The organism is Vibrio sp. EJY3, from assembly GCF_000241385.1.
GTDB lineage: Bacteria > Pseudomonadota > Gammaproteobacteria > Enterobacterales > Vibrionaceae > Vibrio > Vibrio natriegens.
Genome location: NC_016614.1, coordinates 506,516 through 520,373 on the forward strand (window position 1 = coordinate 506,516; position 13,858 = coordinate 520,373).

General features: G+C 43.5%; 10 protein-coding genes. 3 read left to right on the top strand and 7 right to left on the bottom strand.

Annotated features, from left to right (window positions below; genetic code table 11):
• The first annotated feature begins 285 nt into the window (after positions 1 to 285).
• On the top strand, positions 286 to 4,152 hold the full coding sequence (locus tag VEJY3_RS18240) for a thrombospondin type 3 repeat-containing protein (RefSeq protein WP_041170390.1): 3,867 nt from the start codon (positions 286 to 288) through the stop codon (positions 4,150 to 4,152).
• Positions 4,153 to 4,407: 255 nt separating this feature from the next.
• Here the strand turns inward: VEJY3_RS18240 and VEJY3_RS18245 are convergent, their stop codons facing one another.
• The 3 genes from VEJY3_RS18245 to pobA form a co-directional block, all read right to left on the bottom strand.
• Positions 4,408 to 4,692, bottom strand: coding sequence for a helix-turn-helix transcriptional regulator (locus VEJY3_RS18245; protein ID WP_081469388.1), 285 nt, complete (start codon positions 4,690 to 4,692; stop codon positions 4,408 to 4,410).
• 227 nt (positions 4,693 to 4,919) lie between these two features.
• Positions 4,920 to 6,050, bottom strand: coding sequence for a helix-turn-helix transcriptional regulator (locus VEJY3_RS18250; RefSeq protein WP_014233891.1), 1,131 nt, complete (start codon positions 6,048 to 6,050; stop codon positions 4,920 to 4,922).
• 388 nt (positions 6,051 to 6,438) lie between these two features.
• Positions 6,439 to 7,659 (bottom strand): 4-hydroxybenzoate 3-monooxygenase, encoded by a 1,221-nt coding sequence (gene pobA / locus VEJY3_RS18255; protein WP_014233892.1) that lies wholly within the window; start codon positions 7,657 to 7,659, stop codon positions 6,439 to 6,441.
• A gap of 134 nt (positions 7,660 to 7,793) precedes the next feature.
• Here pobA and VEJY3_RS18260 point away from each other — a divergent pair, with 134 nt between their 5' ends.
• Positions 7,794 to 8,693 carry a helix-turn-helix domain-containing protein gene (locus VEJY3_RS18260; protein WP_014233893.1) on the top strand — a complete coding sequence of 300 codons (900 nt, stop codon included), beginning with the start codon at positions 7,794 to 7,796 and terminating at the stop codon, positions 8,691 to 8,693.
• Positions 8,694 to 8,705: 12 nt separating this feature from the next.
• On the opposite strand, the gene VEJY3_RS18265 is transcribed toward VEJY3_RS18260, so the two are convergent.
• The 4 genes from VEJY3_RS18265 to VEJY3_RS18280 form a co-directional block, all read right to left on the bottom strand.
• Positions 8,706 to 9,623, bottom strand: coding sequence for an MBL fold metallo-hydrolase (locus VEJY3_RS18265; RefSeq protein ID WP_014233894.1), 918 nt, complete (start codon positions 9,621 to 9,623; stop codon positions 8,706 to 8,708).
• A gap of 72 nt (positions 9,624 to 9,695) precedes the next feature.
• Positions 9,696 to 10,982, bottom strand: a complete 1,287-nt coding sequence (locus VEJY3_RS18270) for a TRAP transporter large permease (protein WP_014233895.1) — start codon at positions 10,980 to 10,982, stop codon at positions 9,696 to 9,698.
• A complete protein-coding gene (locus VEJY3_RS18275; protein WP_014233896.1) occupies positions 10,982 to 11,572 on the bottom strand; it encodes a TRAP transporter small permease in 591 nt (196 codons plus the stop codon). The genes VEJY3_RS18270 and VEJY3_RS18275 overlap by 1 nt, the downstream gene beginning before the upstream one ends.
• A 36-nt stretch (positions 11,573 to 11,608) precedes the next feature.
• Positions 11,609 to 12,634 (bottom strand): TRAP transporter substrate-binding protein, encoded by a 1,026-nt coding sequence (locus VEJY3_RS18280; protein ID WP_014233897.1) that lies wholly within the window; start codon positions 12,632 to 12,634, stop codon positions 11,609 to 11,611.
• A 396-nt stretch (positions 12,635 to 13,030) separates the two neighbouring features.
• Between VEJY3_RS18280 and VEJY3_RS18285 the strand changes: the two genes are divergently transcribed.
• A complete protein-coding gene (locus tag VEJY3_RS18285) occupies positions 13,031 to 13,597 on the top strand; it encodes an SOS response-associated peptidase (protein WP_014233898.1) in 567 nt (188 codons plus the stop codon).
• The last annotated feature ends 261 nt before the right edge of the window (positions 13,598 to 13,858 follow it).

Consider the following 13,858-nt stretch of genomic DNA (forward strand, 5'->3'; position numbering starts at 1 on the left):
GACTTCCTGATACATGACCTTTTTTATTTATTATCAAAAGGGTATGTCAATTCATCACATCTTCACTACCAACAACTCAGAAAAACTATCAATATTGATAGGTTAATGCGTAGCTAACTGAACTATCAATAGACTAAGGCGTGTTACGTTTTTGTAACACTTAGTACATGCCTCAACGAGATTGGCACGGTTTAAGTAGTCTGGATGCGCAATTGATCGACTCTTTGACCTCAAGATAAGCCTGGTTCTCGTTAGGCCTACAACTTGAAGTCTAAGGAAAGAACAATGCTATTACCTATTGTGATCAATCCAAAAGTCTTACCACTGTTCCGGCGCTGTATAGCCCTTTTATCAGTGTTAACTCTAATGGTTCTCCCGTATCAATCATTTGCGGAGTGGCAAGTATTAGAGAATATACCCAATGGTCGTACGCACTTTTCGGTTGAAGCCGTTAATAACGAAATATATGTTGTGGGGGGTAGTCCCTCTTCTTCTGGAAGTAGTGCGTCTGTAGAAGTCGATGTTTACGACACTGTGACTCAAACATGGAGTACTGGTCCTTCTATGCCGACAGCAAGACAGAGAACGGCATCGGGAGTAATTAATGGCCAGCTATATATCGCCGGAGGAGCGAACAATAGTAACTCCATGATCGGTGAACTCACAGCATTAGATATCGCCACTGGTGTATGGTCAGCTAGAACGTCTATGCCAGACGGAGGCAGAGCTTGGGCTGTTGGCGGAGTGTTAAATGGAAAATTGTATGTTATCGGTGGACTGGATCAACAAGGACCTAGCTTAGCTAATGTAGGGACAACCTCAATATACGACCCAAATTCAGATAGCTGGAGCGAAGGTAGCCCAATGCCCACCCCTAGACGTGGATCTGCAGGTGCAGTCCTAAACGGTGAAATATACGTTGTCGGTGGATATGGTGAAGGACAGCTTGCAATTGTAGAAGCGTATAACCCATTAACTGATCAATGGACAACCAAAGCTTCTTTGCCATCTCCACGTTGGTATCCTTCGGCGGCAGCGGTTGATGGAAAATTGTATGTTATTGGAGGTACGGACAATAACGATCAACGCGTAGATATCTATGACCCATCGACAAATTCTTGGACTGCTGGTCCGGATCTTGCGGTCAGTCACGGATGGGGGAGCGCTGCTACCAGTATCGGCTCAACCGTCTATGTGCTGGGAGGAAACCTAGGGTTAACGGCATTTGAATCACAAGAATTACGACCACTGCCAATCGCCTATGCGGGGGTGGACGTTGAAGTCGACGTAGGGGAAAATGTTCTATTAGATGGTGTTAACTCGACAGACAGCCAAGACCACAATTACCAACTTAGCTATCAATGGAGTCTTGTCGAAGCGCCGCAAGGAAGCACCTCATCGATTTCATCTGCCACATCACGAGCAGTACATTTTATTCCCGACCTTCCAGGTACGTACCGCATTGCTCTGCAAGTAACAAATACTGCGGGTAGTATATCTGCTCCAGATGAAGTGGAATTATTGGCGGGATTGAACCCTGGATATATCTACAAAAAACTGGATCAAGGCAGCTATTCTTTTGAAAGAAATGGGGATAGCTACAACCACCAATACGATTACCCAATAGTTCTTGGCGTTAGTGACGAAGACGTATTGTTGTATCGAAACGTCTATAGTTACGATTCCGCGACCCAACTATCTCAAAGCTCGAGTTATTTTTACTTGACCGATGGCGACATCGTCAAAGCCCAATTAAATAGAGGTCAAGCGATTGATACAACGAAGAAACTTGGATGGTTTAATGCTATAGGGAAATCTAATGATGGAGGATACTTTTTTGAGGGAAATATTGAAGAAGAACTTGATACAGGCAGAAAAATCATCAATCGTGGTCTTCTAAAACTCGGAACTGATGGCGCTATAACCCAAGAGTTGAGCTTCCCTCTTGCTCTTCCATCAGGTGATACCATCAGCGGTTGGAATATCTTAACTAATGGCCAGCAAAGTGTTTTTGTCTCTATTCTGCAACCTTATAGTTACAAAAGCTACCAAGCAGCAAATGGATATAGGTATAACTATCCAAATTACGGTGTTTATTTCGTCCAGAATGGCAACACTCGTTTACTATGGGATACAACCAGACCACTACCGGGCACCAACATTGTTCCTTATAACATAAGCCTGCGTTCACTGTCTGACACTGGCCAAGTAGCAATTTTAGCAGGGGGGCCTAACCTATCGGCTGACTGTCCAAACTGTTGGTATCAGGCTCTGTTACTAGTGACCCCAGATATTGACGGAAACTACACCGCTCAAACGATACTGACAAACCGAGAAGGCAGTGAATATTTCGGCTATTACCTTAATAGCATCAGATTTGATAGTGAGAGCTTATGGTATAGTGTAACAGGCTATCGAGATTACCCGAACTATTCTGGCTATGAGCAATTGCTTCAGGTCTATGAGGGTAATTCAAACACCACCGTATTTAAAGGCCCTCAATATACGCAAGGAACATACTTCAATCTTTATCACTTTGACGTGCTGTATGGGAATTGGATTTCACATAGCTATCCAAATATTGCCGCGTTCTTTGACGGGCGATTACGTATCGTTGCTCGCCAAGGACAAGAGTTAGACGCAATAACTCCACAGTATCTTTCCTTAGGCCTGTATAATAACCAATCAGCTCTAAGTAACCATACTGTTGCTTTTCGCGGGCAAACTCAAACCAGTTTCGCGTATAATTCTAACCAGGATTACAGTTATTCCTATGCTTATTTTGCTTTCTGGGCAAAACAAGATTCAGACCGCGATAATTTGGACGATCTCAATGACAACTGTCCTTTGCGGCCTAACCCGGATCAAATCGATACTGACTTAAATGGCATTGGGGATGTGTGTGAAGACAGCGATATTGATGGTGTGCCTGATATTGATGATAACTGCCCACTTATCGCCAACAGTACTCAATTAGACAGTGACGGTGACAGTTTTGGTAACGCCTGCGATTCTTGTCCGTTTATTGTCGATAATCAATCAGATAGAGATGGAGATCACATCGGAGATGCGTGTGATCTTGATAACGACAATGATGGACTAACAGATGATCTCGATAACTGTCCTCTTGCGGCCAATAGCAATCAACTGGATTTAGACAGCGACTTGGTCGGTGATATCTGTGACAACGACAAAGATGGCGATGGTATTGCGAACCTTATCGATGGTACTTATACCAATGAAGTATTCTTTGATGAAAGTGAGGTGGCATCACTCAACTTTACCGATGAAGCGCTCGGCGGCACTACTTTCGGTAGTCTAGTGGCAAACTCCGATAAATTAGGTTGGGTTGTCGAAGATGATGCATCAGAGGGGGTTGTCATAACATCTCGCTCCACAGCTAAACTAAAAGCTTGCGGTGATCAAAAACCTGTGACCTGGGTTGGCGGGGCGGCCAGTACGCTAACCTGTGGTTCGGTGTCCGTTCGCCCATTATTTGGTATCTTGGAGGTGGCGATGGATACCTCTGAAACATTTAAGGTAACTGTAACTGAAGGGGCTGCACTAAAAGTGGTGGACAACCAACAGGGTGAAGTGACCTTGCTAGTCAGTCCAGATAGTGCGACACCAATTACGGCTACGGTTGGTAGTGATATTGAGTTGGAGTTAGTCGGAGAGTCAGCAGTTATTGTTGAGAAATATGGTGAAGAGCAGTATGAGATCACTAACTCGGCAACGAGTATTGGTACCGTAACGGCGACCGTTGATGGTCAGGTCTACGATCTCAAGCCTGGCGACAAGGGCTATCCAGTGCTGATTGATATCAAACCAGGTAGTGAGGATAACAGTATCAACCTCGGCTCAAATGGCGTGGTTCCTGTAGTCATTCTAAGCTCGGTTAGTTTTGATGCGACGTCAATAGACCCCCTAAGTGTTACGCTAGCCAACGCGGCCGCAAAACTCAAAGGGAAAGGAACTCCACAGTACTCTCTCATTGATATCAATGATGACGGCTTAACTGATATGGAAGTGATGATCGAAACTAGCGCGTTGGAATTAACGTCAGAAAGCCAAACGGCAACGTTAAATGCATCAACAAGTTCTGGAATGCAACTTATTGGTATGGACACAGTCCAAATCGTTAGGGAGTGATCTGCATTTGTTTTGAGTGATATATGCTATTTTCTGATATCGTACGTGACATTAATTAGCCTCCAAAGCTTTGGAGGCTAATATTTTTGTATCAGGCTTCAATAATTATTTGTCACTTCAATGGTAATTACACTGAGTTGATAGCGCCGCACTACGAGGTGCTAACTACAGTAACTATCAGGTAGGGGATTCTCGGGCATGACCGTTATTCTGTCATGGCTAATTGAGTTAATTGCGGGATAATGACCCGTTCGTTCAGCGTAGAGCAACCATCAAGCTTCTTAGCATCAAACTAACAGCGGCAATTTGGCTTTTGGTCTCTGTTTTTTTCAGTATATTTTTGACATGAAATCGAACAGTTGACTCAGCAAGGAACAACTTATTAGCCAGCTCTTTTACAGAGTGACCGCAAATTAGTCCATCGGCGATGTTTGCTTCGTCTTGAGAAAAACCAAATGTCTCTTTCCAATGGCGGCAAGAAACTGAGAGGTAAGCCGTTGATACAATGAAATAATGCAACGGGCACGGCTGCCCAACCAATCGGTAGGATTAAAACGATCACGCCAAGGGAAGCAATGGGCTAAGTAGTATGTGGAGTACTAAACTGTATTTTTAAATAGAGAAAATTGCATCGAGAGGTAGTCAAGAGCGTCCTGTGCCTGACCTAGTCTCTTTGCCATTATTGACACTCATTTACCAAGCCCAGTCATGTTCCGTTAAAGAAGATTGCTGGGTCGATTAACCAACCTTGCTCTTAATTGAAGAAATCACTCAATATCTACACAGAACAACCGATTAACCTTGTATAGCATTTCTATTTGATTGTGCGATGCAAATTTTTTCAGCAGATTTTTTATATGAAAGCGCACGGTAGTTTCAGAAACACATAATTTATTAGTAAGTTGTTCAGTAGAGAGCCCATTCATTATCCCGTTCAAAACATGAGATTCAGCTCTACTGACATCAAATGCGGCCATCAATTTATCTGGAGAACCTAAAGTACGATTTGAAGAGAGAATAAATAACAAACACCCAACTTGATGGTTCAACCAATCGTAAGACTGTTCGTTCATTTTCCAAGGAAGACAGATGGCCACATGTTGATGACCCTCCTCTTTGAATGGAATAAAACGGCCAAGAAGTACTTTGTTTGAATACAAAATTTCAGCAATCGCTTTTTGTAATTCAATGTTGGCAGAGTGATCTGGCAATCTGACACGAAAATTCTGTTTCATGTTATTCATATTCCTCAGATATTTTTGAGCCTTACTATTACTGTGAACAAGGTGGCCATTGTTCGAAAGGAATATTACACCCGCCGATAAACGCTCAAGAGCATCCAAACACATCTGCTTTGCAATCTGAGAATCATACAAATGCATATTGATTAAGAAGGCTCTTTTTAAATGAGGAGCTAAACACTGCATCAGTTGTAAATCAGCTATAGAAAAAATGGAATCGTTTTCGCTCCTTACAACTGAAATCCACCCTCTTTTTTCTTCATCTTTATAAAATAAACAACAATTAAAAAAGGCATATCCTAAGTTTTTATAAAACTCTTCATACGGAAAGCATTGATAAAGTGTCTTAGAATCCCATACATTTTGAGTCAAAATGGCGGTACTAGCAGGTATAGTTTCATATATTTCAGTAAAATTATCCCGACCAATATAATGATTTTCGTACAATTCTATATCAGATAAACTAACCCCATTACTAAAGATGTTTCTGAATTCTGGTTTTCGAGTATCTTCTAAACAAAAGTTAACACTATGTCCCCCAACTGAAGATTGGATCTTTTCAGCCATTGGTATCCATTGAAGAGGATCACTAGCAGCGCTATATATGTCATCTATCAACTCTAAAACCTGTTCAGGTTTCACTATCCTGATCGTCATAACTTATCGCCCTTTACCTTGTTGGATAATATCCTTGCCAAAGACGTTGTAAGGGCTTCATTTATTAATAATAGTTCTCATTTGTGATATTTGTAGGTACCGTAAGTCTATATGGATTAATTAATTACGTAATAAGCTGAAAATTATGAAATTAAATCTGGTTGTCTTGCATGTTCTTAGGAAGCAGTGACTGAAAAAGATGTTGCGGTCAGTTCAGTGTTAAACTCGGTGTAGTATTAGAAAAAGTATCACAAACTTAGGGTACCATTTTCATTAGAGCAATTAAGTTAGCTTACAATGGGGCAAAACTTTATTAGCCTGAGGCGAGCTGAAAATAAGGATACCTAGGTATCCTTATTTGGGGGAGGTTGTTACATGCCAGAGGGTATTATTTCGTCGGCTTTGGAGCTTCATATGGTAAGCCTACGTATTGCTCGGCAATCATCGTTTTACCTGATTCGCTATGTAGGCAGTAATCCAGTTCAGAGGTCATGAGGTGACTGAATATAGCGCCATCCGTGTTGTTCACGCTGAGTTCGTCAAAGTCGTGCAGCATGTTGGTCATCCACCACGAGAAACGCTCGCCGTGCCATACTCGGCGTAAGCAGATATCTGAATATTGCTTGATGCATTCCATATCGTCATTTTTGTACACTTGGGTCATGATCTTGTACAACGTCGCCACGTCAGAGGCAGCCAGGTTAAGCCCTTTGGCACCTGTTGGCGGTACAATGTGTGCAGAGTCACCCACTAGAAACAATCGACCGTATTGCATCGGTTCACACACAAATGAACGTAGTGGCGCGATACTTTTTTCGATACTAGGACCGGTTTGTAAGTTTTTGCTTGCTTCAGCTGGTAATCGTTTTTTCAGTTCGTCCCAAAACTTATCGTCGCTCCAATCTTCAACTTTATCCGTTGCGGGAACCTGTAAGTAATAGCGTGAACGAGTGGATGAACGTTGGCTTGCCAGGGCGAAACCTCGTGGGTGTTTGCAGTAAATCAGTTCACCATCAACAGGTGGGGTATCGCTTAGCAGCCCAAGCCAGCCGAATGGGTAGACTCGCTCATATTCTTTACGGATGGTATCTGGAATCGTTGGTCGTGATACACCATGGAAACCATCACAACCGGCAATAAAATCACATTGCAACTCGTAAAGGGTACCTTCGTGCTCGAATCTGACCGCAGGGGAAGTAGAGTCAGGCGCGACTATTTCGGTAACGGGTGCATCATAAAAGCTTGGTAGACCGGCACCACTTCTCGCTTCCATTAAATCGCGGGTGATTTCGGTTTGTCCGTAACAAGTCACGACTTTGCCACCAGTGCGTTCTTTGAGGTCTATTCTTGTACTTTCGCCGTCGACACTGATTTGAAAGCCGTCATGGATATGTCCTTCTTTATCCATACGAGCGTTACAGCCTGCTTCTTTGATGAGGTCAACAAAACCTTGCTCAAGGATGCCGGCACGTATTCTGGACAGGACATGATCAGCAGTTGAACGTTCTACGATGACATTATCGATGCCCTGTTTCGCAAGCAGTTGGCCAAGTAAAAGACCTGAAGGGCCAGAGCCAATAATTGCAACTTGTGTTTTGATAACTTCCATTTTAAGCACTCCGCTTGTTTGATTCCTTGTGTTTCTATTTTGTTAATAAAGTGTGATTCTCTCCATTCACATACAGGGCAATTTCTTGTACTTTTAAGTCATATATGGAAATTTTTTTATCGGTTGAGTAAGTGATGAGTTCGATATCTGATGTGCCAAGGTTTTTCTTATATGGAGAAGAGAGTGACAGCAATAATTCCGAGTTTGTTCACGTGGAGACCATTGCTGCTCGCAGCGAAACCAGAGGGTGGCGTATTAAGCCACATCGACATGGAAAGCTATTCCAAATCTTAGTTTTGGATAGTGGAAATGCGGAAATTTCTTTAGATAATAAAAAGATACATGTTAACAATGCCAGCGTGATAGCAATTCCTACTGGGGTGGTTCATGGCTTTGTTTTTTCACCGAATACGGAGGGATATGTTGTCAGTATCGCGGAACCGATGATTCAACATTCGGCGTTATCGTACGCTGAGAGTGTATTTGAGACCGTGCTGGATAAACCAAGAGTGCTCTCATTTTCAACTGAGGATAAGGTTCTTACTCAACTGCATGATTATTGTAATTTATTGTCATCTGAACTGAATGCACACGATGTGGGAATGAGACAAGCTTCTGAATGGTTAGCAAAGATGATCTTATTGACTCTATTCCGAGCAATAAAGCAACAAGACGAAGAGACTAACGTTGGTAGCTCAATAAATAGTCACTACTATCAATTCCAAAAACTACTCGAGAATAACTATCGTAGTCATTGGACTGTCGCTCAATATGCGCAAGCGCTGCAAACGTCTGTTTCGACGTTAAATCGCGTATGTCGCAAATCAAAAGGGGTGGCGGCAAAATCGATTATTGCAGAGCGACTGTTTGTGGAAGCGAAGCGCAGCCTTCTGTATACCCAATTGCATGTTGACCAAATTGCCTACAATCTGGGATTTGAAGACCCTGCGTATTTCTCTCGCTTCTTTAAGAATAAATCTGGGTTGAGCCCGACATCTTTCAGACAACTCAACCCATTCGACACGGAATATTAGAAAACGCTTGGATTAAAAAATATCCAGGTCATTACCGAGCACGACTTCTCCGTCGTAGCTCGCCTGAATTTCTTCCAATACGGATTCGATAGGCGCGCTGTAATGGAGAATGTGGCTAAGCACCAGCAATTTAGGTTTTGCTTCAGAGGCTATCTTCGCTAGCTCACTGGTTCTGGTGTGGCTTGTTGAGTGGTATTTTTGCCAAAATTCAGAAAGCTTCGACAGCCCTTGTTCGCTGATCACTTCATGCACCAAGACATCAGCGCCTTTCGCGATTTCGATCATCTTGTCTGAGTAGGCCGTATCGCCACTGATAACCACAACCTTGTCTGGCGTTGTCACTTTGTAGCCAAAGGCAGGACGGATATCACCATGAGGAACGGTAAATGCCTCGATTTTAACACCATCTTGATCATAAACGGTGTTGCTTTCGGTGTATTCGGTCACGTTCATCTGGTAGTTGGTTGGATCTTTTAACGGCTGCTTACCACTTGTGCGTAAACCAATATCAACCGACAACATGTCATAGTAGCCCGTTACAAATTTTTCCGTACCAACTGGGCCATAAAGCGATACTTTGTCTTCACGTCGCCACCAATAGGTTGCTGCCAATTCCGAGATGTCCAGAATATGGTCACTGTGAAGGTGTGTGATGAAAACGTGTTTGATGTTGGTTGGGTATAGGGCTTTGATGCCTTTCTTTTGTGCTGCTTCAATGGCTTTTTGAACCATGCCGCCACCCGCATCAAAGATAAATGCCGTATCGTTATACACCACGGCGGTTGATGGGCCAGAGCGGTCAGCATCAGGGACTGGCGTGCCCGTTCCTAACAAGATTACATCGGTTTTGGCTGATGCACTGACGGATAACAGTAAACCTAGGGCACAAGTTATCGCAGGTACACAAATACCTGATCTAAAGATTTTCATTAGATTCTCCGGAAAGTTGAGTAGGGGAAAGAGCCCTCACCACATTCCGTGTGGTGAGGGTGATAGGAATTATTATAGAAGTCCCAGGGCGAGTGATGGGAAGCCGATGATTAATAGCAGGCGAGTGACGTCTGACATAACGAATGGGAACACGCCTTTGTACATGTCCTTAATGGATACATCCGGTGCTAACGACTTGATGACAAATACGTTCATCCCTACTGGCGGAGTAATCAGCCCCAGTTCTACGGTAATTACCGCAACGATACCGAACCAGATTGGGTCAAAGCCTGCCGCTTCGATGAGTGGGTAAACCACCGGCACTGTCAGTAGCAACATCGCAATACTGTCCATGACACAACCTAATAGGATGAACAGTAACAGCACCGCAAACAGAACCATGTAAGGAGAAAGCTGCAGGCTATCGACCACTTCCACCAAGGTGTAAGAGATTCTTGAAACTGAAAGGAAGTAGCCAAAAATTTCTGCACCAATGATCATGAAGAAGATCATGGACGAGAGAGCCAGTGTTTCCTCTACCGCTTCAACAAATTGTTTCCATTTCATTCCTCGGAACAAGGCGATGACTAATGTACCTGCCGCGCCAATAGCTGCTGCTTCGGTTGGTGTAAACAGGCCAAAGTAGATACCGCAGATGATGAAAGCGAAGATGCCGGTGAAAGGAACTAAGCCTTTAAGCCCTTTGATCTTCTCTGCAAATGACGTTTGTTCACCTGGCGTTGCTAGCTCTGGTTTTAGCCAAACTGTGATAGCAATAGTCGCACAGTATAAGAACAGGCCAAGTAACCCAGGGATTAGGCCAGCGATAAACATGTCACCCACAGACTGCTCTGTGATCAAGGCGTAAAGCAGAAGCGCGATAGACGGTGGGATCATGATGCCTAGAGTACCACCTGCCGCAAGCGTACCGGTTGCCAATGACATCGCGTAGCCATTCTTTTCCATTTCTGGCAGAGCAACGCGAGACATACTTGCTGCGGTCGCCAGAGAAGAGCCAGAGATAGCCGAGAAAACACCACAAGAGGTTACTGCTGCCAGTGCCATACCGCCGCGCCAGCGACCAAATAGTGTTCTCGCGCCATGAAACAGCTCTTGAGACATCTGCGCTTTAGAGGCAAAGACACCCATGAGGATAAACATTGGAATCGGGCTAAAGCTGTAGTTAGATAAGGTCTCAAACGGACCGCTGTCCAAAATTGCCATCGCTGAAGGAAAAGCAACAATAGATCCGAACCCAACAAATCCGGTTACCGCCATGGATAACGCGATAGGAGCTCTGAATGCCATCATTACCAACATTAACGCAATACAAATTAGACCAATCGTTGAAGCATCCATTAGACTAACTCCTCTTTGTTTCGTTGTTGCACGTTACTTTTTTTGGTGCTTGACTTTGCTGGCGCATCACCGCCACTTTTAGTCGCTGGGGTATGGCAGTGAAAAATAAGCTCACCGGCGATGATCAATGCGCGGATTGCAAGTAGCGCTGTGGCGACAACGACTCCCATATAGATGTATTCCAGCGGGATTTGTAAGTCCTGAGTGGTTTCTCCGGTAAGCGCGGCTGATTCAATCGCGTCAAAGAAACGCACTGACATACCCGCGCCCAGTAGTGCAAAACCTAGGTTGTAGAAGGCTTCAAGATATATCTTCACACGATGATTCATTTTCTCAGTAAACAGGTCAACAATGACCTGAGATTTGGCTACCGAGTGAGGCATAGTCAGCAAAATGGCAAACAACAAACCAAACTTAATCAGCTCTATGCCACCGACAAACGTCAGGTCAATGCTACCGTCCGTAAAATTAAAAACCGCACGAGTAATAACGTCAGCAAGCGTGATGAACATCATCGACACTAAGATAAAACCTGCGCCCAAGTGAGCGATATGTGCCGCGCGATTGACTAGGTTGATGAGTGTTTTCATAGTCTCATTCCCTTAATTCAGGCTGAAAGGCAGCGGTTAGTTACTACAGTCTTGCGACAGTTCCATTGCTCGCTTGTAAACATCACGTGCGGCTAGGCCTTTCGATTCCAAGTCCGACAAGTAGTTTTCGATAACTTTATCGAAGATTGGTTGCCAGGTTGTTTGGTTGTTTGATGCATCAATACGGTTGATGGTGTGACCCGCTGCTTTCGCTTCTTCAAGGCCTTTGCTATCTAGATCATCAAATACTTGTGCCGCAATGCTCGACCAAGCGGCACCTGAGTTTTTGTCGATAACCGCTTTAAGCTCATCATCAAGAGAGTTGTAGACATCGCTATTCATCGTCACGATGAAGGCTAGCGAGTACAACCCACCCACTTCAGTGTGGTTTTCTGCCAGCTCGTTAATTCTGAAGCTCTTCACGCCTTCCCAAGGTAGAGCAACACCATCAATCACACCACGTTGAAGCGATTGATAAGATTGCGGCGCAGGCATACCGACAGGTAGTGCACCAAGTTCTTCTAGTAAGCCACCGATGACGGCAGTTGGACGGCGAATGCGAAGGCCTTCTAAGTCGCTAGGCTGCTCAATATTTTTTCCTTTTACGTGCAGTAAGCCCGCACCGTGGGTAAATAGGAACAGTGGTTTTGAATCCTTGTATTCATTTGCAAACGCACCTTCTTCGTATAGCTTTTGAATCACACAAGAGCCTTGAGTAGCGTTTTGTACCACCCCTGGTAGCTCAACGATTTGAGTCAGAGGAAAGCGGTTTGCTGAGTAACCTTGCACTGTTGCGGTCATATCTAAGATACGGTGTTTAACGGCATCATATTGCGCTGGTGGCTTGGCGAGAGTAGAAGACGGGTATAACTCTACGTTGATACGGCCATTAGAATCCGCTTCAACGGTGTCAGCCCACTTTTGATAAATCTCTTTATGAATATCAGATACTGAAGGCCAAAAGTGTCCGAATCGCAATGTTACGTCTGCGGCGAACGCAGGTGAAGCTAGCAGAAGTGATGACAATGCAGTGGCAGCAGTCTTTTTAATAATCGTATTCATACTTAAACGTCCAATTGTTAGTAGAGTGTTTTCGTAAAGCGCTCTTTTAGTCAGGCTATTCTTTTTCTTGGGGCTGAATAAAATCGTCAACTTTTACCCGTCAGCGGTTTTTACCTTATGTAAGATGTTAAGGTTAAGTTAACACTTGATTCGCCATGACGTTAGTTAGAAAAAGGAAAAGGCTATTCAATTTTTGAAATTCTGTGACTTTAATTAGAGGGAATTTTCGGGCTAGAAATTAAAAATTATAGGGGTCAGATGACTGATATCATTCATGTTTCATAGTGATGTTTTAGGTATTAACTCCTGAGTATCAGTCATGTTAATACATGAAAAATGCTTGAGTCAGAAAGTAACTATAATTTGTGTTACATAGGTGTTTCTTAGGAGTGTGATATGTGTGGCAGGTTAAATGTGATCAACGAACCGCTTTGTCGAATTGTTTCCGAGCAGCTCGGCATCAGTTTTAAAACGGAGACAAATAAAGACCTACGACCGACACAGATTGTTTCTACGGTTGGCGTTGTAGACGGAGAACTTCAACAGCTCGATTTACCTTGGGGAATACAACCCGACTGGGCGAATAACCTGATCATAAACGCCAAAGCTGAAACGGTGGCGGTTAAGGCCACATTTGCTCATGCATTCGAGTTTAACCGAGTGGTGGTTCCGTGTTCTGGATGGTATGAGTGGCAAGAAGAAAATGGAAAAAAGGTCAAATATCTGTTCAGCCCAGGCGAGAGTGATGTTTTATACATGGCTGGTATCGCCTTGAATGAGGCTAAAGATCTGGTCACATTAACAACAGAGCCAAATAAACAATGCAGCGAATTTCATCACCGCATGCCTTTGTTAATTCCTAATAATGAAGTCTTGAACTGGATAAGCGGAGAAGGCAAAAGCGTATATAAGCTGCTAGATAATCAATTTAATGAAACGTTGACGATCAAAAATGCGGACTAGTTTTGTTTAAGAGGTGATGCCAAACGCTTGGCATTTACCGTTGTTGAATTTAATAAAATTGACTTGTTGTGCTGTTGGTTATTCCAAGCGCGATGATTTGATGATCTTTGAAGTAAACCCCGACCCTTCTACGCCATTAAAGCCAAATACGCCAAAATATGTGCTGGCAAAGTCTCATCTGGCAAAAAGAATCTCAGAATATATGCAGTGACTTTCATCGTTGTCTAATATCAAAGGATGAAAATAATGACTTAAATATAT